We start from the raw sequence: 22,176 nt of genomic DNA on the forward strand, positions 1-22,176 counted from the left end.
ATGTTGATGGTATTAGCGCCATCGCTCTACCGCTTTGCGCCAAACCCATTCTACGGGGCCTTGAGTAAAGATGCGCAGATACGCGTTCGCACCGAGCAATTGCACAATGATAATGGCAAAGGCCAATAGCGCGTAATGCGCTAGCGCAAAGTTTTGTGCGATATACAATCCAAAGTAATGGGTAATGACCAGCATCAATGCGCTTTGTGCCAGATAACAACTGAGCGATAAGCGCCCAACATTGGCAAGCAGCCTAATCCCTACACCCATACGTAAGCGTCTACGACTGAGCCAATGCAAGGCAATCAACGCCGTGATTGTGCCACTAATGGAGTTCGCAATAAGGCTTAGCGTTGCCGTAAAGCTATTACCATAACCAAGATGAATGCCGCTGAGCAGTAAACAGAGCAGCAACCCAGCTCCGACAGAGAGCTTCACCTGATGTGGCCAAGGCGATGATAAAAAACCACTGCGCCATGTCGCTGCAATCAACAGCATCGCCCCTAACTCCAGCCACAGCACAGAAAATAGGGATACCAAGGTCATCAGCAGCATATTGATAGCGTTGCTTGAGCGCGTAGCTAAAAAGTGAAAGTTATCTTGATTGAGATACCCTTGGTATTGCTCGTCGTCATAGGTGAGTGCAGGTTCAATGTATAACCCACTTAAGGTCAATAGCACTGCACTTCCAACAACAGTAAACAGTATGCCTTGACGCATCTGCTGTTTCGCGGGTGAATCTAACATCGTCACTAACAACAGCCCGGCAAGGGCATACCCGAGTAAGATATCCCCTGCCCACAATAGCATCCCATGCACCAGACCAATGACCGCTAAGCAATAGAGTCTGACGCGTAAATAGTGCATAGGTTCGTCGCGCGAGTCCGTGGCACGGCGCTGCCACTGGATAATTAACCCCACCACAAAGAGCGCCACAAACAGTCCCCGAAAGCGCCCATCAAGTAGTAGAACCTGTATGCCATAGAGTAGCGAGTCGGCTAAATGGGTACCGGGCGGTGCGATGTAACCATAATCGAAATAAATGAAAAAAGGGGCATTCAAGAACAACAAGCCAAGGATGGCAAGCCCACGCAACGCATCAATTTCAGTGCGGCGCGCATCGGTGATTAATTGCCGATAATACCCTTGTTCGGCGAACAAACTGGCCTTAGACACTCCCCCTCCACGATACAAATAGCGCTGACATTGTCGATAAAAAACATTACCATAGCACGGTTGTATTTATACGCGGTATCAGTTTCATGCATTCCTTCATCTGTTGTTCCCCCTCTAATAAGCACCGCTTGCAAAAGGGTTTTACCTTGATTGAACTCATCATCGTGATAGTTATTCTGGCGGTATTGAGTATCACCGTGTTGCCGCGTTTTTTGAATTTACAAAATGATGCGCGCATAGCCGTATTGACCAATGCGCAAACCAGTATCGAGCAGGCGAATACACTGATGCAGATGAAGGCGCAGATGCCTAGCTACCGAGCCACTGCGGTGACCGGGCGCAATGACCTGATTGATGTTGACTTAAACCGAGACGGTGTCATTGACCTCAGCGACGATAGCCCGGATGTGAGGTTGAAATGGTTTTTCTTAGATAACACCGATGTCGTCAAGCGGGTGGAATTTAGCGACGCCTTGGTATTTGAAGAACAAGGCATTGACTTTACCTATATTGGCTATGACTTTGATGACGACGGCGCGGTGCAAGATGACCAGTGCTATGTGCTTTACACACAAGCGCAATCTGCCGATCAGCCACCTACTTATGCACGCCAAACAACAGGGTGCTAAGCGCTATCGACGCGCTTTACAAATCATCGAACATTTGCGACCAGGTAATGGCCGATTGGTGTAAATTGGGCAACCCTTCATCACTGATGTTAAGCGGTACACAGGCTCTTTGCATCGCCCACCAACTGCCAGACTCGTACGCTTTTACCAGCTCGAGCAGATAAAACAAGGTGTTGTTTTCCCCATTTAGCGCATTGGCAATATCATCGGGGAAAGGCAATTGCTCTACAATGCTTTGCATGGGTCTATCGAGCATGGCATCAATGAGTGAAAAGAGCCCTACAAGGAACGCGCTGCTACTGAGGTGGGGGAAATAACGCTTTGCTAATAGCTCACAGAAGCGGGCGCGAATTGACGACATCTTGGTCAGCTCAAGCGGTTTTTCGTGGGCGATATGGGCGGTCACTATCAGTGACACAAAACGCCGCACCCGCAGCTCGCCAAGATACACCAAAGCTTGCTTAATGGAGTCCATACGCTCTTTAAGCGGAAACAGCCCAGAATTGATAAAGCGTAATAATTTGTAAGCTAAGGCGGTGTCTTGAGAAAACACCTCGCTGAGTTTATTGAGATTAATATTGGGCTTGAGGGTCATGCTGTAAATCATCATGATCAATGCCGAACGAGCAACACAATCGCGCTGTTTAACCATTTGCGGGCGAGCAAAATAATAGCCCTGAAAAAAATCAAAACCGCGTGCTTTGGCTTGCTCGTATTGCTCTTGCGTTTCTACTTTTTCCGCTAGGTACTTTATATTTGGATACTTTTTTAACACTGCAAGGGTTTGGTCTATTTCCTCAAAGCTGCTGTGCATAAGGTCAAACTTAATAAGCCGCACTAGCTTTAGAAACTTTTCCCATTGTGGGTGGTATTGAAAATCATCGAGCGCCAAACGAAAGCCACGGTGAAACAACTCTCGACACAACTGATAGTGCTCTTCACTGGGCTCAACAGTCTCGAGTATCTCAATCACCACTTTATCGGTAGGAAGAAACTCCCCTAAACGGGCATGTAGCGATTGCTCACCAAAATTGATCAGTGCTTTTCGCCCACCGGTGAGAAATGATAAACCTTGATTGAGTTGATTGTCATAGATCAGTTTGGCTGTCGCAGTTTTATCCTCGACATTCGGGAAGCGGTTATCTTCACCATCGCGAAACAACAACTCATAAGCAACCACCTTCTGTTGCTTGTTAAATACTGCTTGGCGCGCTACAAAAACGTCCAACCCTGCTCTCCTCGGCTACCAAATTCGCACTCAATCTTCACTACGACGCAAGTATACCCACCGCAAAAAACTTCACAATCGAACAAAAGCATAGGGTTGGAGAAGAATTTAACGCTTTACCTGGGTGTTAAGCATGGCTGAAGATGAAAAAAACACCAACAAATCGACGAAAAAGCGCAGAATTAAGGCCAAGTTACTTGTTGTCAGCACACTTTGCCAGTAATGTTACAGCCTATCAAAATGAAAGAGCCCCACCCTTCTTTTCATGATTACACAGTGCAAGTCACTGCATTCTCCCGGGGACGTGGCTTGCTCATGCGATAACTGACAACAATAACTTCCTGATAATGGAGTAAGCAATGCGTTTATCTATGATTGCCGCAGCGATTGCTGCGACTACCCTAGTTACAGGCTGTAGCGAGCAACCTGCTAACAACGAACAAAACCAAGCTCAAACCGAACAATTAGCCAAAACCACCACTGACGCTGTACAAGAAAATCTCTTTTTAAGCCCTAGCCCATTGCAATATATGGCGCCCGAATTTGATAAGATTGATACCAGTTTATATGAGCCGGCATTTGATGCGGGGATTGAAGAGCAACGTGTTGAGATTGAAGCTATCGCTAACAATTCTGAAGCGCCTACTTTTGAAAACACCTTGGTTGCAATGGAACAATCCGGCGCCATTTTGGACCGTGTACGCGCCGCTTTCAACAATCTCTCGGGCCTGATCTCAAATGATGAATATCAGCGTATCGATGCCAAAATGGCGCCGGTATTGGCCGAGCACCGTGACAATATTTATCTAAACAAGGCCCTTTTTGACCGTGTTGCTGCTGTTTATGACAACAAAGACACGCTGAATAAAGAAGACCAACGCCTTGTTGAATATTACTATAAACGCTTTGTGCGTGCGGGTGCGAAGCTGGATGAAAGCCAAAAGCAACGTATGCGCGAGATTAACTCTGAGCTTTCTAAGCTCAGCACTGAGTTTTCGCAAAATATCTTAAAGTCATTCAAACAAGACACCATCTTAGTCACAGACAAAGCGCAATTAGCGGGTTTAGCTGAAGATGAAATTGCCAGCTTAAAGGCAGCTGCGGAAAAAGCAGGCAAAGACGGCTACATGATCACCTTGGTCAACACCACCCGTCAGCCCATTCTTTCAAGCCTCGAAAATCGTGAGCTACGTGAAAAAGTGTGGCGCACGTCATCGCAGCGCGCGCAACAAACCAATGGCCCAATTGCTATTAAAGAAGCGCAGCTGCGAGCAGAAAAAGCCGCTTTGCTTGGTTTTGAATCATGGGCACATTACCAGCTAGACGATCGCATGGCGAAAACGCCGGATGCAGTGTTTACTATGCTTGATGATCTTGCGCCGAAAGCGGTCGCTAAAGCTAAATCTGAAGCTGAACTCATTCAAGCAGCAATCAAAAAAGACGGTAAAGACTTTGAGCTTAAGCCTTGGGATTGGGCTTATTACGGAGCGAAGGTGCGCGCCGAGCTATATGACATTGATGCAAGCTTAGTAAAGCCTTATTTCGAAATGAATACCGTTATTAACGACGGCCTGTTCTTCGCTATGAACAAGCTTTACGGCATTACCATGAAAGAGCGCAATGACTTGCCAACCTACCACGAAGACGTGTTTGTATGGGAAGTGTTCAATGAAGATGGCAGCTCAATTGGCCTATTCTACCTTGACCCTTATGCTCGCGAAGGTAAGCGTGGCGGCGCGTGGATGAGTGCCTATGTATCGCAAAACCACCTTAAAGGAACCAAGCCTGTTATTTATAACGCGCAGAACATTCCCAAGCCAGCTGAAGGTCAGCCAACACTGATGACCTTCTCTGAAGTAACGACTATGTTCCACGAGTTTGGTCATGCCATTCACGGTTTGTTCTCCGATGTAAAATACCCATCGCTTGCCGGTACGGCCACTGCCCGTGACTTCGTTGAATTCCCGTCTCAAGCTAACGAGGACTGGAACATTGAGCCGAGCGTACTCGCTAACTATGCTAAGCACTACAAAACTGGCGAGCCTATCCCTCAAGAGCTGCTAGATAAGTTATTGAAGTCGCATACCTTTAACCAAGGTTTTGATACCACTGAATACCTAGCCGCAGCGTTGCTGGATATGGAATGGCATTCTATTGCACCGGGTACCAAGGTTGAAGACTTTGCCCAGTTTGAGCAAAACGCGCTTGAGAAACACGGCATTGATTACTACCCAGTGCCGCCGCGTTATAAAACCTGCTACTTTAGCCACATCTTTGCTGGCGGTTACAGCGCGGGCTACTACGCCTACCTTTGGACAGAAGTGTTTGCAGCGGACTCGTTCGCACATATGCAAAACGAAGGTGGCTTGACTCGTGAAAACGGTGATCACTATCGCAAAGAAGTACTCTCGCGTGGTAACAGCCGTGATTTAATGCAAAGCTACATTGAATTCCGTGGTCAAAAGCCAACCACCGATGCATTGCTTAAACGCCGTGGTCTCGTGGAAGACAGCAAAGAGTAAATAAACGCTTTATAAGCGCATCATAACGCGGCCCTAGTGCCGCGTTTTTTATTGAAAAAATTCATACTCAGGTACAGGCATCCCTACATTGGCCCTGCTATAATGCCCAGCGTTTTTCCACACCATCCAGATTATGATAAAAAAAACGCTTATTACCCTTATTTCCCTCAGTGCAATCGTCCTTGGCGGCGGCGCTGTCTGGTTGAGTTATCAGTTATACCAGAACAAGTTTGTCACTCTAGATCCACAACTTAAAGAGGTGTCGGGGATTGAGTTTGATAAACGTGGCCGCTTGTGGGCCATTAACGACAGTGGCGATGGCCCATTTCTCTATCAGGTCGATGACAAAGGCAAAGTGCAACGGCGCGTGCAAGTGGTCAATGCCAAGAACATTGATTGGGAAGACATGACCCAAAACGAATTTGGTCATTTCTTTTTAGGCGACTTTGGTAACAACGATAATCTGCGCCGCTGGCTGACAATTTATAAAATAGAAAACCCCATTGATATTAAATCTGATGAAACCAACGCAGAGATCATTAAATTCACCTACAAAGAATTGTGGGAGCAGCCGCTTACGCCTGAACGTAAGAACTTTGATTTAGAAGCCTTTGTTGAGTATCGACACCAACTGTACTTATTTACCAAAAATAGAACTCAACCATTTGATGGTAAAACGAACTTGTACCGTATTGGCAATCACGCGGGTAATTATGAAGCGCAATTTATCGCCTCGTTTCAAACCTGTACCACCGCCGAAAAGTTATGTTGGGTGACATCCGCAGCCATGAGCCCAGATAGGAAAAAGCTGGTATTGCTAGACTCCACCCATTTATGGCTGTTCGAGAACTGGCAAGGCGATAATTTTTTCTCCGGTACCATAGATAAGATCAATCTCGGTTTGGTAACACAAAAAGAAGCCGTCACGTTTTACGACAATGACACCCTGGTTATCACCGATGAGGAATTTAATGGGATTGGCCGCAATGTCTATGTTATAAAATTAACACAACAACAAAGAGAGCGTGTCAGCGATGGCTCCAAAGCCTTGTAGTATAGCGCCTCACTGACCACCTATTTAAGGAGTAATAGGGTGCTAGATAGTCCTATGCTAAAACAAATTACTGAATCCTTGGATACCGTTATATTCAGCTACGGTGGCTCCGCGTTTACCCTAGCGACCTTGATTCAAATCCCACTTATCATCGCCGGCGTGTGGCTCGTTGTGCGCTACATTGGTCGGCTTATCCATCGCCGTATTATACAAAAGCGAATGGGGCCAGATGCGGCGCTTTTATTCAAACGTATTTATTTGGTGCTGTGCATCATTATTATCATCTTTACCACCCTTGAAGTGCTTAATATTCCGCTCACCGCATTCGCATTTGTCTCAGGGGCAGTAGCGATTGGCGTTGGTTTTGGCGCACAGAATATTATAAACAACTTTATCAGTGGTTGGATCCTCATCGGTGAGCGCCCCATCCGTATCGGCGACTTTTTAGAGGTCGGTGATGCCAAGGGCGTTGTGGAAACGATTAACACCCGTTCGACCCGTATTCGCCGTAACGATGGCGTGCACCTACTGGTTCCTAACAGCCAGCTGCTAGAGAATACCGTAACCAATTGGACACTGATCGATACCATGGCGCGCACCTATGTTCGAGTTGGCGTGGCCTATGGCAGTGATGTGAATTTAGTGGCTCAGCTTATCACCGAAGTGCTAGAAGAGGTGCCCACCGTGCTCAATAACCCACCCCATAGCGTTATCTTTGAAGATTTTGGCGACAGTGCGCTTATCTTCGATGCAGTCTTTTGGGTTAATGCGGAGGCCGAGTCCAACGTACGGAAAATAAAAAGCGATATCCGTTTTGGAATTTGCGCAAAGTTTGCCGAACATGATGTGGTTATCTCATTCCCACAACGAGACGTGCATATTGATGGTGAGTTGCATATTCGCCAACAAAAAAGCCCCAACTAGTGGGGCTTTTTACTTCGCTTAAATGTGCTTAGAAAGCATCAACGACCTTGTGTAACACTTCTACTTTACTGGCTTTAACCAAATCAGAAGCTTGTAGCTGGTCATTAAGTTGCTGCAATTCTGTGGCCGTCGCTGGCTTAACCAAAACGGTGCCATTAGCAAACTGTTGAACCATTTGTAAGTCGAAAGTGTTAAGCACGGCGTCAATATCGCCCGCAGGGATGAGCACTAAATTGCCGCTTACTGTAGCAAATTCACCACGTAGGGAGTGGCGCATTACATCGCCTTGCCACAGCCCCTCACGGTCACTGGCTACAGCGCCATCATTGGCTTGCACATAGGCATTCGTGCCCTGCACGCTCACAGTTTTAGCCGGATCGGCTAAGTAAGCAGGTACGATACGGACATTGTCCACCTTTTCATACAGACCCACGCTGGCCTTTCGCTCTAACTTAGCGGCACTGATCGCAGGCACATCTTGAGTGCTTAGCTTATTATCTTGGTCCATAGTCGATTTTAGCGTTGTAGCATGAACTGGCGCCATAATCGCAGCGCTTAGCGCTATTGCAAGAGTTGTTAACTTATTCATTATTATGCTCCTTATTGACGACCAGTTACACGTAAACCCCATCCCTCGAGGACAGATTCTGCCTCGTTCGGGAAGACTACGCTGGTTTGACCGTTCATACTAAACGCAACTTGATTAGGCTGCGCCGTATCAACGACTTTCACAGTCCAGGTTCCTTTCGCACTCTCGCCATAGAAAGCGTTTGAGCGGAAATGCACCGTTGGCAAGTGAACATAACCTTGAGCAAAGTTAAAGTTGGCATCCAATGCTGGGTAAAGCTGCGCATGATGAGATGCAAGAACCACACTCTTAGTGCCACTTGGCGAAGTCACTTCGATAGCCAAGTCTGAACCCGCAGAGCTTTGAATCAGGCCCGGGATTTCTGGGTGACGGTAATCGGAGCGCATTTCTTCGTTAGCTACTGTGAAGCTAAACTGCATTGCTTCGATAGTATAGTCATCCGCCACTTCGATGCTGTGCGTTGCGCCTGCCGCGTTGTTATCTGGAACCACTAGGGCTAATGATGCATCATCATTTTGAACACCCGCTGAAAGCCAGTCTGATTGCAGACGCTCGCCTAAGTCAACATCATAGTTCAACGCCATTTTAACCGCTTCACCCGCATTCACACGGCCAAAGCCATAGAAGTTATTGAAGTGGTAACCTGCCGCATTTTCTACCCAACCTTGGTGGGCGACAAACTCGCCGTTAGCCGTATTGAGCGTAACAGCGGCGTTATCAGCGTCAGTCATGCTCGCCGTTGTCGCCAAAATATGTTGAATGTCGCGAGCGCTCAAATCTGGGTTAGCTTCCATCAGTAGCGCGACCACACCCGCCGTGTTTGGCGCCGCAGATGACGTACCACTCATAGAGTTACTGTAGTGACAGCTTGGGTTCATTGGGTGACCCGGGAAGTCAAAGTTCTTATATCCTTCAAGGAACGAAAGCGGCACACCCCATGCACTCTCTAGGGCATCCATCATCGGCAGTCCCGACGCACCTTGCAAGCAAGTCATTTCGTCCGTAGTGACCATTGCTGGCTCCCAGCTGCCGTCTTCACCGGCAGGGGCCGCAATAAACATAGCACTACCGGCAATAGAATAGCTTGAACGCTCGCCATTGGCTTTAAGTGCCGCCACAGAAACACTGTGTAAGCTACGGTTAGCCTGCGAAACGTTGAGATCAATACAGCTTAGGCCGATGTCATTAACACCTGAAGAACTACAGTAATTGCCGTTGTGGCGGCCTTCTTCGAAGTCGTTACCCGCTGCGTTAATGCTTAAAGCACCTTTGCCATCGCGCAACACATCGCTGGCGTAGGCCATGTTTGCCTCTTCGAACGGGTCCTCTGGTAAGAACGCCGGTGGGTTATAGCCATAGCTACGGTTAAACACTACCTGCTCATGGTTTTGGATACCACTGGCAGGTAAGCCACTGATCAAGGCGCCCATGTGCGCGGCATTTTGGTTGGGAATATCCAGGTAGTTCATGGAGATAATTCCCGCATCAGGGGCCACACCACGACCACCCACACCATTGTGTGCTTTAGCCGCAATTAGACCCGCCACCGCAGTACCATGACGCGATGTTTTATCGCCGGTGACGGTCGGGTTAGTTGGATCGAGGGCGTCATCACGCAGGTTTAAAGAGCGGTGAGCAAGCACGTTATCAGCCAAATCTTCATGGCCAATTTCCACGCCTTGGTCGACCACGACGGCAATACTGCCTTTACCCGTGATCCCCAGTTTATACGCTTCCAATACATTCATGTCCGCACCGGCAGCGCGGCTAGAAACAAACGAATCCTCGAGTTGGGCGAAGTACGCTTCTTGGTCTTGCTCGGCGATGCCATTAAGCACAGCAAGCTGTTCTTTGAAGATATCACTTTGAGCAAAAGCGCGCTGCTCATTGTTGTGTAAGTGCCACTGCTGCGCTGCTAAGGGGTCGCCAGTAACATCGCTGATAGTGATGCTGCCAGTCGACGTTTTACCATTGGCGGATACATCGTAATTGATAACAGCAGGCTGTCCTGATAAAGAGGTGTAGATAAACTCTTTGTCTTCGCCAAGTGCTAAAGTGCCGTGTGAGAACGTATAGATACCGTCTTCGGCCGCAACCGTCTGGTCTTCGTCATAGAATGTCAGCGTGATAGCATCGCCATCTTGATCGTGAGCAATCAAGGTGCCGGTCATCGGCTGCCATTGTTTCACTCCCTCAAGACTGACTTCCCCAGCTTTCGGTGCAGTATCAACTACAGGTTGATCGTCGCTGTCGCTGCCACCACAACCACTTAATGCGATAAGCATTGCGCTGGTCAAGGCGCTTAATTTTATTTTATTGTTGTTCATTGACCTTCCTTCATTGTGAATGAAGGAACCGAATTTACGCAAATAGGAACATACACTCAATAGAGTATTTACATCTCTTTACAACTAAAGCATGAATTTGTCATATTTTGGTGTAAGAGTTCAAAAAGCCAGCACTTTAAGGTTATTTATTGAACCTCAAGGCAACATTTTCCTACATTAGCGCTTGAATTTTGTTTCTAAAATGACTGATGAATTGGTGCGCTCAACGCCATCTAGGTTGCCAATATCATCAAGCAAGTGACTAAGCTTTTCGAGATTTTGCGCTTGCACTACCGCGATCAGATCAAACTCGCCACTAATAGCATATAAGTCGGTAATCGCATCTATGTGCTTGAGTTCAATGTTGGTTTTCGTGGTGAGCTTTTGTTTCACCTTAATCGACACATGGGCTGACACCATGGATGATAAATAGGCGTCACCATACTCCACACTGTAGCCTTTTATAACGCCACTTTCTTCTAGCTTTTGCATCCGGCTTTGTACCGTCGAACGAGATAAATCCAGTGCTCTGGCCAAGTCAGAAATACTGGCGCGAGCATTGGTGCGCAGCAAGGACAACAACTTTTCATCTTGTGCGTTAATCATTTTGCATGCCTTTTTCGTTAATTTGATGGCTATTATAATCAATTTTAACAATATGGCACTGCAAATTGAACTTGATTAACGGCACCATAGCAGTAAGTTTTAATGAATCTATGCTTGGTGCAGCAATGACTCAGCCAAGCACAGTAAAAATAAAGGTGTGTCATGCAAGTAAATCGTGAACTATTTAATGAAGTAATGGTGCCAAACTACAACCCGTCAGCGGTTATTCCGGTAAAAGGGGAAGGCTCTCGCGTTTGGGACCAACAAGGTAATGAATTTATCGATTTCGCCGGTGGCATCGCGGTAAACTGCCTAGGTCACTGTCATCCGGCACTGGTTACCGCACTGAAAGAACAAGGCAGTAAAATCTGGCACCTTGCCAACGTTATGACCAATGAACCGGCTCTGCGCTTAGCGAAAAAACTCACCGACGCAACCTTTGCCGATCAAGTGTATTTTGCTAACTCCGGCGCTGAAGCCAATGAGGCGGCGTTAAAACTGGCTCGTCGTTGGGCGTTGGATAATTTCGGCGAAAAGAAAGCAAAAATCATCGCGTTTAACAAAGGCTTCCATGGCCGTACCTTCTTCACCGTTACCGTGGGTGGCCAAGCCGCTTACTCTGATGGCTTTGGGCCAAAACCGGGTGAGGTAGTTCACTGCGATTATAACGACCTTGAGACTTTTAAGTCGTTGATTGACGACGACACCTGTGCGGTGATGATGGAGCCATTGCAAGGTGAAGGTGGGATCATTGCCCCTGATATGGACTTTGTTAAAGGCGTACGTGAACTGTGCGATAAGCATAACGCGTTACTTATTTTTGATGAAGTTCAAACCGGTGTTGGTCGTACAGGTGAGCTATACGCCTACCAAGGCCTAGGCGTAACACCTGACATTCTGAGCTCAGCCAAAGCACTGGGCGGCGGCTTCCCTATTGGTGCCATGCTTACCACTAAAGAGATTGCCAAACATTTAAAGCCGGGCACGCATGGCTCAACCTACGGCGGTAACCCACTGGCCTGTGCGGTCGCTGAAGCAGCATTTGACACGGTAAACACACAGCAAGTGTTAGAAGGGGTGAAAGTTCGTGAACAGCTATTCCGTGACGGTCTCAATGCTATCAATGACAAGTACAACGTGTTCAGTGAAGTACGTGGTAAAGGCTTGCTACTAGGCGCGGTACTTAACGCCGACTACCAAGGCCGCGCTCGTGATTTCCTTAATGCGAGCGTTGAAAACGGCCTAATGAGCTTAGTCGCAGGCGCCGATGTAGTTCGCTTTACGCCATCGTTGGTGATCCCTGAAGCGGATATCAAAGAAGGGCTAGCGCGCTTCGAAAAAGCCGTTGCTTCGCTGGTTAACGCCTAGTAACCACACGGCTAAGAGCCTACTTATGTTAGTACTTAGACCTATTCGCGGCGATGACTTCGCCGCGCTAAAACAAATCGCCATCGAATCGGGCCATGGTTTTACCTCGCTGCCTGTCGATGACGAGTTGTTACAAGCAAAAATCGAGCGCTCAGAGCGCAGCGTTGAAAAGCATGTCAATGGCCCCGGCGACGAGGGCTACTTGTTCGTACTGCAGGATACCGAAAGCGGCGATATTGTCGGCACCACCGGCATTGAGGCGGCAGTCGGTATGAGCGTACCGCTGTATCATTACCGGCGCTCCACCTCGGTGCATCACAGTCCAAGCTTAGATGTTTACAACCGCGTAGATACTTTGTCGATGTGTAACGATTACACTGGCTGTTCGGAGATCTGCACCTTATTCTTGCGTGAGCCGTATCGACGAGGACTCACTGGTCGCTTCTTATCGCGCATCCGCTTTTTGTTTATGGCCGAACACAGCGACCGTTTTAGCGACACCATCATCGCAGAAATGCGTGGGGTCAGTGACGAGCACGGCCATTCACCTTTTTGGCAATGGTTGCAACAACACTTTTTTAGCATCGAGTTCCCTCAAGCCGACCACTTGGTGGGCTTAGGTGACAAGACCTTTATTAGTGAGCTGATGCCGAAATACCCCATTTACGTCAACCTTCTCAGTGAAGCGGCCCAAGGGGTCATTGGCCAGGTCCATGACAACACCAAGCCGGCGTTACGACTGCTGCAACGCGAGGGTTTTGAGCACCGTGGCTATGTTGATCTCTTCGATGCTGGGCCAACTGTGGAGGCCAAACTAGGCAATATCAGCACCGTTCGCCAATCGAAAGTATGCCCAATTCTCATCAAAGAGCAGCTTGAACCGCAGGCCACCACTTGGGCGTTATGTAACGATAAGGTCGCCGATTTTCGCGCTATCTTTAGTGATGCCGTTGAATATTGCGACATCAAGCACCAACTTTATATCAGTGCCGAGGCTGCTGACACTTTAGGCGTCAGCCAAGGTGATTCAGTGCGCTTTTTCGCACTCTCTAGTCGTTAAGGAATGGCTATGAATGTTCAATTTATAAATAACCAATGGCTGGCCGGTGAAGGCCCGCATTTTGAATCGATAAACCCCGCGACAGACAGCGTTGTTTGGCAAGGCCAAGGCGCCAGCCCAGAGCAGGTCGATGCCGCTATCGCCAGCGCCCGTGCCGCACAATTTTCTTGGTCACAGAGTGCACTTGATGAGCGTATTGCCGTACTCGAGCGCTTTGTCGAGCAGTTAAAGGCCGATGCCGAAGAGCTCGCCACCACCATCGCCGAAGAAACAGGCAAACCCATTTGGGAAACGCGCACCGAAGTCGGCGCCATGACCGGCAAAGTGGCTATCTCGATTCGCGCTTACCAGGAGCGCACCGGCACGGTAGAAAACCCGATGCCTGGAGCCAAAGCCTTTATTCGTCACAAGCCCCATGGCGTGGTGGCGGTCTTTGGTCCTTATAACTTCCCGGGCCATTTACCCAACGGTCATATTGTACCTGCCTTATTGGCTGGCAATACGGTGGTATTTAAACCATCAGAGTTAACACCTAAGGTCGCCGAACATACCCTTAAACTTTGGCAACAAGCTGGTTTGCCAGCTGGGGTTATCAACCTAGTACAAGGTGAGATTGAAACGGGTAAGGCCCTGGCCTCACATCAAGACATTGATGGCTTATTCTTTACCGGCAGCTCACAGACCGGGCACTTATTGCACCAACAATTTGGTGGTCATCCGGGCAAGATCTTGGCGCTGGAAATGGGTGGCAATAACCCATTGATTGTCAAAGGTGTCAGCGACATCGACGCCACGGTCCATGACATCGTGCAATCAGCCTTTATTACCTCAGGCCAACGTTGCACTTGCGCTCGCCGCCTATTCATTGAGCAAGGTGAACAGGGTGATGCCATTATCAAACGTTTACTTGAAGTAACCAGCAACATTAAAATTGCCGACAGCTTCGCCGAAGAGCAGCCATTTATGGGCGCGATGATCAGCAAAAAAGCGGCAGCGGGCATGCGTGCTGCGTACGAGCAATTGCTTGCACAAGGTGCTACTTCCCTACTGGAAATGCAACACCTTGATACAAACACCGGTTTTGTCAGCCCCGGCATTGTTGATGTCACCAACATCGACCTAGCCGATGAAGAGCATTTTGGGCCGCTGTTAAAAGTGTACCGCTACAGTGATTTCGACAGCGCCATCAATGAAGCAAACAATACCTCATTTGGTCTATCAGCCGGTCTTTTAGGCGACAGCCAAGCTGATTACGACTACTTTTTAGGACGCATTCGCGCTGGTATCGTTAACTGGAACCGCCCCATCACCGGTGCCTCAAGTGCCGCACCTTTTGGTGGTATTGGCGCCAGTGGCAACCACCGAGCCAGTGCCTATTATGCCGCCGATTACTGTGCCTATCCGGTAGCGTCGGTGGAAGCACCCACGTCTACCTTGCCGGAAAAACTTGCGCCGGGCTTAATACTTTAAAAGAATCAAACGCATCTATGTGTTAAGGAATTATTATGCATAACAATGTAAACACACTATTTGAACACTTGTGGGACAACTACCTTGAAGTGACTCCATCAGCCGTTAAAGTACACGAGCTACTAGGCTCGACTCAACGTGATGACGTTATTAACGACCATATTGCGCTGCGCACCTTTAACTTGCCTAAGGTTGGCTTAGAAAAGCTCGCTGCGCACTTTAAAGCCGTGGGTTACAAAGAGTGTGGCGAGTATCACTTCGAAGCCAAGAAACTCTACGCCAAGCATTTTGAGCACGAAGACCCGACTCAACCTAAAGTGTTTATCTCTGAGCTGCTTGTTGAACAGTTCTCAGATGAGCTACAAAAGACCGTTCATGAGATGGTTGATAGCATTGATGAAGACGCCGTCACTGCAGACAACTTCTTATACTCTGGCACCCATTGGGATGTCAGCTATGAGACCTATCAAAAGCTGTTGGCAGAAAGTGAATACGCTGCCTGGATGTCGGCTTGGGGTTATCGCGCCAACCACTTTACCGTGAGCATTAACCACTTGGCACAATTTGATACCATTGAGCAGGTGAATCAGAAGCTTAAAGATGCTGGCTTTAAACTGAATACCTCGGGCGGTGAGATTAAAGGCTCTCCAGAGGTACTACTAGAGCAGTCATCAACGCTAGCTGACGATGCCAAGGTGGCTTTTTCAGACGGCGAAAAGGCAGTACCAAGCTGCTTCTATGAGTTTGCCCTGCGCTACTTAAAGCCTGATGGCGAAATCTACACTGGCTTCGTCGCCGCTTCTGCGGATAAGATCTTCGAAAGCACCAACGCCCGTTAAGCGTTAACGGTGCTTATACTGAGTCTTGCAGTATCCGCGTTCAATACGCGGATCACGCAAGGCTTGGTGTTTACTTTTGCGACCACTAACCCGCGCTCGCCAAAGACGAAAACTCCCCGCCTTTAGTTCACGACGCATCAGTTTTATTACCGCTTGCTCATTGAGACCGTAGAGGCGTTCAATGGCCTCAAACGGGGTTCTATCTTCCCACGCCATTTCAATAATACGCGAATGATCGCCAGCACCTCTGTCCATCGTATCTCCTACACATTGATTACTAATCACCACGCCTATTAGCCATAACGGCAACAAGGCTCATGGTGCAGTTAAACCTTGGCAAAGGCGGGAAAGATCACTGTGGCGCACAAAAAAGTTAATCTTCCTTATAAGTATTGCCCGGTGTGTGGCTTGCGCTTTACGTGGCGTAAAAAATGGCGCAATAACTGGCCTTCTGTACGTTATTGTTCGAAGCGCTGCGCAGCTAAAGGCGTAGGCTAAGCACTTTATTATCAAGGTGTTTTCTAGCATACTTAGCGCATATATGCCGCTATTGGATTTTACACTAAGGAAGGGTTGCGCATGGGTGCAAAGCAAGATGTTACTGCCGAGCTACTACCGGACTGGGATCACTATATTGCGAGCGAGCCCAGTCGGGCCCTAGCGGATATTTATCAGCGCGCAGGCGCTCGCAGCCAAGACATTCGCAACTGGTATTGGCGCAGTATTCAATCCAAACGCCGCGCCTCATTAACGGTGCGCATTCTGACTTTCTCTTTGGTTATTCTTGGGGCTTTACTGCCTATTTTTGCCGGTCTATTTGAGCATTATCAACAGCGTCTATACCTAACCCAAGCAGGTGTCGGAGCACTTGCTCTGGCGGGACTGTTACAAGCGGCAGATCGTATTTTTGGTTGGTCCAGCGGCTGGATCCGCTATATTTCCACGGTGACAGAAATGGAAAGCCTCAGCCGACGCTTTGAGGCCGACTGGTCACAGTATATTTTACACCGCCACCAGCCATTGCAGCAGGACGATGTCCGTGCCCTGTTTGATTTGTCGCGCCACTACTTAGCGCGCACCGCGCAATTACAAAAAAGCGAAACTCGGCAATGGGTGTCAGAGTTTGCCACCGGCAATGAATTGCTCGGCGAGCTTATCCAACAATACCAAGCACCGTCGCAGCCAAGCGAATCAATATCAGCGCCATCAACCACGCAACCGGGTGCCCAACTTGGGGCGGTGAATGTTAAAGTGGAATTTAGCCACAGTCCCTACTGTTATGCCATTGCCATCGACGATGCCGCCCCGATACGTTGTTGTGCCCAAACGTGGACACAGCGTCATCTCGCACTTGGCGCGCACATCATCAAAATCTATGACGAGCAAGGTAACGAGGTGCTGGCGCAACAAACTTTTTATGTCAGCGCGGCACAAATTGCCGAGCTCTCTATTGCCTTGCCGGCACGCTCAACATAGCCTTATTGGCCTGCGTGGGTATTGCTGTGTAGCAAGTGCGGCAACGCTTTGACCTGATAGGCTTTAAAAAGTTGGCCGCCGTTATCTATGATAATATCAATGCTGGGGTGGAATTGCTGTGCAAACACCTGCACATCCGCCGGCGTGGTCCACAAGTTTGACACTACCACCACCACTTTTTTGCCTTGCTCGGCGAGCTTATTCACTCGCTCACGACTCGCTTGACACTGGCGCGCCGTATCCGCCTTGCGCTCTTGCCAGTAACTCTCGCACCATGTGGCGCTAAATAGCACTGCATCTGCCAAAGGGAGCTTTGTTGGTGATGGGTTATTTTCTCGAAGCATCTTGGTTGGCAGTGGCTTAGCGTTGGCCAATGCTGTAAGTGCCTGGGCCAACTGTTCATCGCTTTGATGGCTGCGATAGACTAATTGCCCTTGGCGGTTAAACAGCAAATGCAAGGGCGTCCCTTGCAAGCCGACCTGGGTTGCTAATTGCTTATGCTCATCCTGAGCAATCGTCATACCCAGTTGAAAACGCTCAACCACCTTGTTAATGGCGTGCGCATCATCGTTCAGGTCGATGTTAACGGCAACAAAGGCTAATTTATCGCCAAAATCTTGATAATGCTGCTGCAATTTTGGCATCTGTTGCATGCACGGGCTGCACCAGCTTGCCCACATCTTTACATACAGAGGCTTCGCGCCCTGCAACTGCGCGAGTGACACTGAGGTACCGCCTTGCAGCTCTTTTAGCTGAATGTTGTGCAATGGTGTGGCGTGGATGAACCAAGAAACGAATGTGAAGGTCAAAAGTATGAAGTATTTCATTGTTGCTACCTAGTTATTGCGATGGCCCTAAATTAGCAATATGCTGGTGGCAAAGCTTGAACAAAACCGACAATGTCATGACCTCGCCCACACGCATATTGAGCAGCCAGTATTATCGTCCTTTAAGCGACTTTGCCCTGCAAATAAAGGCCCTGTCTGTAGGTGGTGTGGCCCAGGTATGGCAGGCGCGAACCGGCGCTGAACAGCCCTACTCGCAGCAATTGTTACACGCTGATGCGCGCATGGGCTTGCTCGCACTTACGCAGGGTCAGGCTTATTTAGGCGAGCAGTTATTAACGCCGGGGCTGTACATCACCGGTTGTCAGCAGCATAGCAAGGTGTTGAGCTGTGCAGCGGGCACTCATTTGCTCGGAGCCCGTTTTCATTTGGCGGCACAGGGCTGTTTCATCAGACAACCCGCCGCAGAGATGGTGAATCAATGTATTCGCATTGATGATATCGACACCGCCCCGCAACTGCACCGCGCCGCGCGATTCAGTGACGCGCAACCATTTTTTGATCTCATTAAAACCCTGAGCAGCCATTTACCCCGCCAGCAACAAGTGCTCAGTGGCGCCGCGATTGAGGTGTGCACCAACTCCGCCGATTTAGCCGAGCAACTGGGTAAAACCCCGCGCACTATCGAGCGCTACTGCAAACACCACATTGGCATTTCCCTACGCAGCATTCATAAACTGCAACGAGTGGCCCGCGCCCGCGAGCGCATTAAACATCAGCGCCAAACGTCTTTAACCGAGTTGAGTTATGCTCTAAATTTTGCCGATCAGGCTCACTTTAGCCGTCAGTTTAAACAAGTGGTTGGGCTCAGCCCGCGTGATTATCAACAACTCAAATGGGCTAATCGTTCGACCTAAAGGGCTGAGCAAACCGCGCGTGTATCAGCGCACTGTGGCCCTGTTTGTCTACACCAACACATAAACCATCTTCCGCCAAATACAGTGCTCCGCTATACCTGTCTGTGGCAATGTCAGCAATGTGCGCCATCATTGCATCTCCCCCGTATCGGGCACTGAAATGGGTGAGTATCAGGCTCGGCACCTGGCGCTGTTGGGCATAGTCACAAATGCGCTCAACGTCGCTGTGGCCAGTGTGAAACCCAACCTTGTGCAAATCTTTAGCGGTGAAAGTCGCCTCATGAACCAATAACTGAACCCCTTCGATAAGCGGGTCTAAGAATTGCGGTTTTTCATTATCGCCACACACCATGACGCTACGCGCTGGCCACGACGGGTAGGTATACTGCTTGGCCGTTAAGGTGCGGCCCTCGAAGGTTACATCTTCACCACGTTGCAGCTGGTTATAATGGCGGCCTGAGCCGATATGGTGGCGCTTGAGCTGTGCAATATCCAGCTTTAATGGGATGGCATGCTCGTCAAAGCGATACGCCTTGCTGGGCACCCGGTGTTGTAACGCGCAGCTGCGCACTGAGGCCCAAGAGCCTGAGTACTCATCAAGGGCATCATAATCATAGAGCTGCAAGGGAAAGTTCAATTGCCAATCACTGAGCTTAAGAGTGGCACTGACAAAATCCAGCACCTGCTGTGGGGCGATGATGGTAAGCGGCGCTTGGCGGCCACTGAGCCCGGCCGAGGCAAGCAGCCCTGGCAAGCCATAGCAATGGTCGCCGTGTTTATGGGTAATAAAGACTGCTTCAAGGTGATAAAGACTGAGCGAGGTTTTTAATATTTGATGCTGCGTTGCTTCGCCACAATCGACCAAATACCAAGGCTTTTTATCCTCTCGAAACACCGCGTAGCCTGAGACATTGCGCGTTGATGTCGGTGTGCCCGAACTACTACCGAGAACCTGGACCTGCATTGTGGCCTCCTTGAACAAATGAAGGTGTTGGTTGATTTTACGCACCTTACCCCCAAAATATAAGTAACGACAGCAACATTGTGAGAACCTCGATGAAAAACGAAATAGACAGTAAGACCCTGCTGCGGGTCTATGAACATATTCAAAAACATGGTGAGCAAACCGACGAGGGCAAGTTCTATGAGGGGCTCACGGCATTTTCTGATGTCGATGGCTATACCGTCTACCTACAAGGAAGTGGTGTGTTAATGCGCTTTGGTTTTCACAACACTTATCACCTCGATTACCAAAGTGATAAAAACAAAGAGGATTTCATCAAAAAAATTGAGGCGATAGCTAAACAAGCTTGATCGCTGCGTCACTGTGCCTGCGTATATCCTTTCATAGCAGTTTAAGGAAATGAATGTGCGCAGGCCTCGAGGTCCAAGAAAGACCCCCAAGACATTACAACACCACAGCGAGCAAGTAGTCGCCGCACTAAAAGCGGATCCGAGTAAGCTCGAACTCATCAAAAATAACTTGGAATATTACCGTCAGCAGCGCCATCTCAAGCGCGGCTTTTTACTAGCCATCGAGCGTTTTGATTGGGTTTTTAGCGCGCACAGCGATGTCGATGAAATCTGCGATGCCCTGCTGCGCGACGACTATATTGGCAAACGCTTACGCCGTTATCCCCTGCTCTACAAAGGGGTATTGGATGATTAGCTTGGTGTGGTTAAAGCGCGATTTGCGCATTAATGACCATGCCCCTATTCATTTTGCCGCGCAAAGCATGCGCCCGGTGCTGTGTCTGTACGTTATTGAGCCCGAATATTGGTGCCTTGACGACACCAGCGAGCGCCAGTTTCGTTTTGTTGCTCAAGCATTGCACTCCCTAGCTACCCAACTTGAGCGCATCGGCGGGCGGTTATTAGTGCGGCGCGGAGAGGTGTGCGACATCTTAGCGCGCATCCATCAACATGCGCCTATCCATACCTTATATAGCCACCAGGAAACCGGCAATTCGTGGACGTATAGCCGAGATAATCAGGTGTTTTCATGGTGTCGCGAGCGCAGCATTACCATTTCCACCTATCGCCAACAGGCAGTATTTCGTGGCGCGATAGAACGCGACCATTGGCAAACAAAGGCGCAACACTGGTTTAAGCAACCGCAACTACAAAGCCCCACGCATATAACGAGTTTGCTTAGCCATCATGACGGTTTAGCATTACTTGATCACTATCCGGGCAACGATAACCTCATTGCCAGCGGTGCCCAGCATGGCGCCCACGCCTGTGCCTTGGCCACCCAGCAAAGCTTTTTAGCAACGCGCATGCACCACTATCGCGGCGGCATTTCCTCGGTACTGAGTGCCCCCACCCGGTGCTCTCGTTTAAGCCCTTACCTCGCCTATGGCGTCATCAGCCTACGCGAAAGTATCCAGAGCCTGGGGGCTATCAAAGGCGCCGCAGGCCATAAGCGCGCGGTATTGGCCCGTATGCATTGGCACAGTCATTTTGTGCAAAAGCTGGAGTCAGAGCCGAGCTATTGTGAACACGCAGTGCACCGCGACCTTATTCATTTACGGGCCGAGCAGTTTGACGAGCAGCAGTTTTTAGCCTGGTGCCAAGGGCAAACGGGTGTACCTTTTATCGACGCCTGTATGCGTTTTTTGCATCACTATGGCTGGATTAACTTTCGTATGCGCGCCATGCTCATTGCCTATGCCAGTTACCAACTCTGGTTAGATTGGCGTCAACCAGCGGCGTTTTTAGCAGCGCAGTTTGTTGATTACGAACCCGGTATTCATTATCCCCAAGTGCAAATGCAATCGGGCTGCACCGGTATCAATCCGTGGCGAATGTATAACCCGGTGACACAAGGACAAAAATACGACCCACACGGTCATTTTATTCGTCGCTGGCTGCCCGAGCTGAGCAAGGTGCCTAGCGCCTATGTGCACACCCCGTGGTTATACAATGGCCTCAGTCATGACACCTACCCGCGTCCGAGTGTGCTTCCGGACATTGCCCTGCGACAAGCCAAAGCGCGCATTTCCGATTACTACCAGCGCCATGTGAATAGCCGCGAGACGGCGCGCGTGGGCCACCAACATGGCTCCCGTAAACGCCAGCCAAAGGCATCAAGTAAAACAAAATCAAGCAAACAGCTGGGGCTATTTTGATCTCTTAGCACTGTTGGTGCGTAACAATTATTGCTTTTCCCTAAAGCATTATGCCCCTGAGCGGGCAAGCAGAGG

The 22,176-nt window shown here is 49.1% G+C and carries 22 protein-coding genes; 14 read left to right on the forward strand and 8 right to left on the reverse strand.

Translation table 11 applies throughout. The features are described 5' to 3' along the window. Window positions 1-12 precede the first annotated feature (12 nt). Window positions 13-1,176: a DUF418 domain-containing protein gene (locus tag EXT46_RS07915; RefSeq protein WP_130146464.1), complete on the reverse strand. Its 1,164-nt coding sequence runs from the start codon at window positions 1,174-1,176 to the stop codon at window positions 13-15. Window positions 1,177-1,262: 86 nt separating this feature from the next. Here EXT46_RS07915 and EXT46_RS07920 point away from each other — a divergent pair, with 86 nt between their 5' ends. After that, on the forward strand, window positions 1,263-1,805 hold the full coding sequence (locus EXT46_RS07920) for a prepilin-type N-terminal cleavage/methylation domain-containing protein (protein ID WP_051034508.1): 543 nt from the start codon (window positions 1,263-1,265) through the stop codon (window positions 1,803-1,805). 16 nt (window positions 1,806-1,821) lie between these two features. Here EXT46_RS07920 and EXT46_RS07925 read toward each other — a convergent pair whose 3' ends face one another. Next, window positions 1,822-3,033, reverse strand: a complete 1,212-nt coding sequence (locus EXT46_RS07925; RefSeq protein ID WP_022946791.1) for an HDOD domain-containing protein — start codon at window positions 3,031-3,033, stop codon at window positions 1,822-1,824. Window positions 3,034-3,392: 359 nt separating this feature from the next. Between EXT46_RS07925 and EXT46_RS07930 the strand changes: the two genes are divergently transcribed. The 3 genes from EXT46_RS07930 (at window position 3,393) to EXT46_RS07940 (ending at window position 7,533) form a co-directional block, all read left to right on the forward strand. Next, on the forward strand, window positions 3,393-5,555 hold the full coding sequence (locus EXT46_RS07930) for a M3 family metallopeptidase (protein WP_130146466.1): 2,163 nt from the start codon (window positions 3,393-3,395) through the stop codon (window positions 5,553-5,555). A gap of 133 nt (window positions 5,556-5,688) precedes the next feature. Next, window positions 5,689-6,609, forward strand: a complete 921-nt coding sequence (locus tag EXT46_RS07935; RefSeq protein ID WP_130146468.1) for a hypothetical protein — start codon at window positions 5,689-5,691, stop codon at window positions 6,607-6,609. 54 nt (window positions 6,610-6,663) lie between these two features. Next, complete coding sequence (locus EXT46_RS07940; protein WP_045979947.1) at window positions 6,664-7,533, forward strand: mechanosensitive ion channel domain-containing protein; 870 nt, start codon at window positions 6,664-6,666, stop codon at window positions 7,531-7,533. 28 nt (window positions 7,534-7,561) lie between these two features. Here EXT46_RS07940 and EXT46_RS07945 read toward each other — a convergent pair whose 3' ends face one another. From EXT46_RS07945 to EXT46_RS07955, 3 genes are all read right to left on the reverse strand, one after another. Further along, window positions 7,562-8,122 (reverse strand): hypothetical protein, encoded by a 561-nt coding sequence (locus tag EXT46_RS07945; RefSeq protein WP_130146470.1) that lies wholly within the window; start codon window positions 8,120-8,122, stop codon window positions 7,562-7,564. Window positions 8,123-8,133: 11 nt separating this feature from the next. Further along, on the reverse strand, window positions 8,134-10,449 hold the full coding sequence (locus EXT46_RS07950) for a S8 family serine peptidase (RefSeq protein ID WP_130146472.1): 2,316 nt from the start codon (window positions 10,447-10,449) through the stop codon (window positions 8,134-8,136). Window positions 10,450-10,626: 177 nt separating this feature from the next. Then, complete coding sequence (locus tag EXT46_RS07955; protein ID WP_022946785.1) at window positions 10,627-11,055, reverse strand: Lrp/AsnC family transcriptional regulator; 429 nt, start codon at window positions 11,053-11,055, stop codon at window positions 10,627-10,629. A 162-nt stretch (window positions 11,056-11,217) separates the two neighbouring features. Here EXT46_RS07955 and EXT46_RS07960 point away from each other — a divergent pair, with 162 nt between their 5' ends. Genes EXT46_RS07960 through EXT46_RS07975 form a run of 4 tightly spaced genes read left to right on the forward strand, consistent with a single transcriptional unit; the run spans window position 11,218 to window position 15,792 of the window. Further along, on the forward strand, window positions 11,218-12,423 hold the full coding sequence (locus EXT46_RS07960; RefSeq protein WP_130146474.1) for an aspartate aminotransferase family protein: 1,206 nt from the start codon (window positions 11,218-11,220) through the stop codon (window positions 12,421-12,423). A 25-nt stretch (window positions 12,424-12,448) separates the two neighbouring features. Beyond that, window positions 12,449-13,483, forward strand: a complete 1,035-nt coding sequence (gene astA / locus EXT46_RS07965; RefSeq protein WP_130146476.1) for an arginine N-succinyltransferase — start codon at window positions 12,449-12,451, stop codon at window positions 13,481-13,483. A 9-nt stretch (window positions 13,484-13,492) separates the two neighbouring features. Next, window positions 13,493-14,953, forward strand: a complete 1,461-nt coding sequence (gene astD, locus EXT46_RS07970; protein WP_205988225.1) for a succinylglutamate-semialdehyde dehydrogenase — start codon at window positions 13,493-13,495, stop codon at window positions 14,951-14,953. Between the two features lie 35 nt (window positions 14,954-14,988). Beyond that, window positions 14,989-15,792, forward strand: a complete 804-nt coding sequence (locus EXT46_RS07975; RefSeq protein WP_022945492.1) for a DUF1338 domain-containing protein — start codon at window positions 14,989-14,991, stop codon at window positions 15,790-15,792. Between the two features lie 3 nt (window positions 15,793-15,795). Here EXT46_RS07975 and EXT46_RS07980 read toward each other — a convergent pair whose 3' ends face one another. Beyond that, entirely contained in the window at window positions 15,796-16,047 is a 252-nt protein-coding gene (locus EXT46_RS07980) for a TIGR03643 family protein (RefSeq protein ID WP_045979941.1), read from the reverse strand. 102 nt (window positions 16,048-16,149) lie between these two features. Here EXT46_RS07980 and EXT46_RS07985 point away from each other — a divergent pair, with 102 nt between their 5' ends. After that, window positions 16,150-16,290 carry a DUF2256 domain-containing protein gene (locus EXT46_RS07985; protein ID WP_081604432.1) on the forward strand — a complete coding sequence of 47 codons (141 nt, stop codon included), beginning with the start codon at window positions 16,150-16,152 and terminating at the stop codon, window positions 16,288-16,290. 81 nt (window positions 16,291-16,371) lie between these two features. Continuing rightward, window positions 16,372-17,268: a DUF4231 domain-containing protein gene (locus EXT46_RS07990; RefSeq protein WP_130146480.1), complete on the forward strand. Its 897-nt coding sequence runs from the start codon at window positions 16,372-16,374 to the stop codon at window positions 17,266-17,268. Between the two features lie 2 nt (window positions 17,269-17,270). Here the strand turns inward: EXT46_RS07990 and EXT46_RS07995 are convergent, their stop codons facing one another. Further along, window positions 17,271-18,095, reverse strand: a complete 825-nt coding sequence (locus EXT46_RS07995) for a redoxin domain-containing protein (RefSeq protein WP_130146482.1) — start codon at window positions 18,093-18,095, stop codon at window positions 17,271-17,273. Window positions 18,096-18,151: 56 nt separating this feature from the next. Between EXT46_RS07995 and EXT46_RS08000 the strand changes: the two genes are divergently transcribed. After that, complete coding sequence (locus tag EXT46_RS08000) at window positions 18,152-18,970, forward strand: helix-turn-helix domain-containing protein (RefSeq protein ID WP_130146492.1); 819 nt, start codon at window positions 18,152-18,154, stop codon at window positions 18,968-18,970. Here EXT46_RS08000 and EXT46_RS08005 read toward each other — a convergent pair. Beyond that, on the reverse strand, window positions 18,954-19,934 hold the full coding sequence (locus tag EXT46_RS08005) for an MBL fold metallo-hydrolase (RefSeq protein ID WP_130146494.1): 981 nt from the start codon (window positions 19,932-19,934) through the stop codon (window positions 18,954-18,956). The genes EXT46_RS08000 and EXT46_RS08005 overlap by 17 nt on opposite strands. Window positions 19,935-20,026: 92 nt before the next feature. On the opposite strand from EXT46_RS08005, the gene EXT46_RS08010 reads away from it, so the two are divergent. Genes EXT46_RS08010 through EXT46_RS08020 form a run of 3 tightly spaced genes read left to right on the forward strand, consistent with a single transcriptional unit; the run spans window position 20,027 to window position 22,101 of the window. Next, entirely contained in the window at window positions 20,027-20,284 is a 258-nt protein-coding gene (locus tag EXT46_RS08010) for a DUF3081 domain-containing protein (protein ID WP_022943876.1), read from the forward strand. Window positions 20,285-20,333: 49 nt separating this feature from the next. After that, the gene (locus tag EXT46_RS08015; protein ID WP_235418273.1) at window positions 20,334-20,639 is read left to right on the forward strand and encodes a hypothetical protein; all 306 of its coding nucleotides are present in this window, start codon (window positions 20,334-20,336) and stop codon (window positions 20,637-20,639) included. Further along, a complete protein-coding gene (locus tag EXT46_RS08020; RefSeq protein ID WP_130146498.1) occupies window positions 20,632-22,101 on the forward strand; it encodes an FAD-binding domain-containing protein in 1,470 nt (489 codons plus the stop codon). Before EXT46_RS08015 ends, EXT46_RS08020 begins: the two co-directional genes overlap by 8 nt. The last annotated feature ends 75 nt before the right edge of the window (window positions 22,102-22,176 follow it).

Source organism: Pseudoalteromonas sp. CO325X (assembly GCF_004208955.1).
GTDB classification, from domain to species: domain Bacteria; phylum Pseudomonadota; class Gammaproteobacteria; order Enterobacterales; family Alteromonadaceae; genus Pseudoalteromonas; species Pseudoalteromonas ruthenica.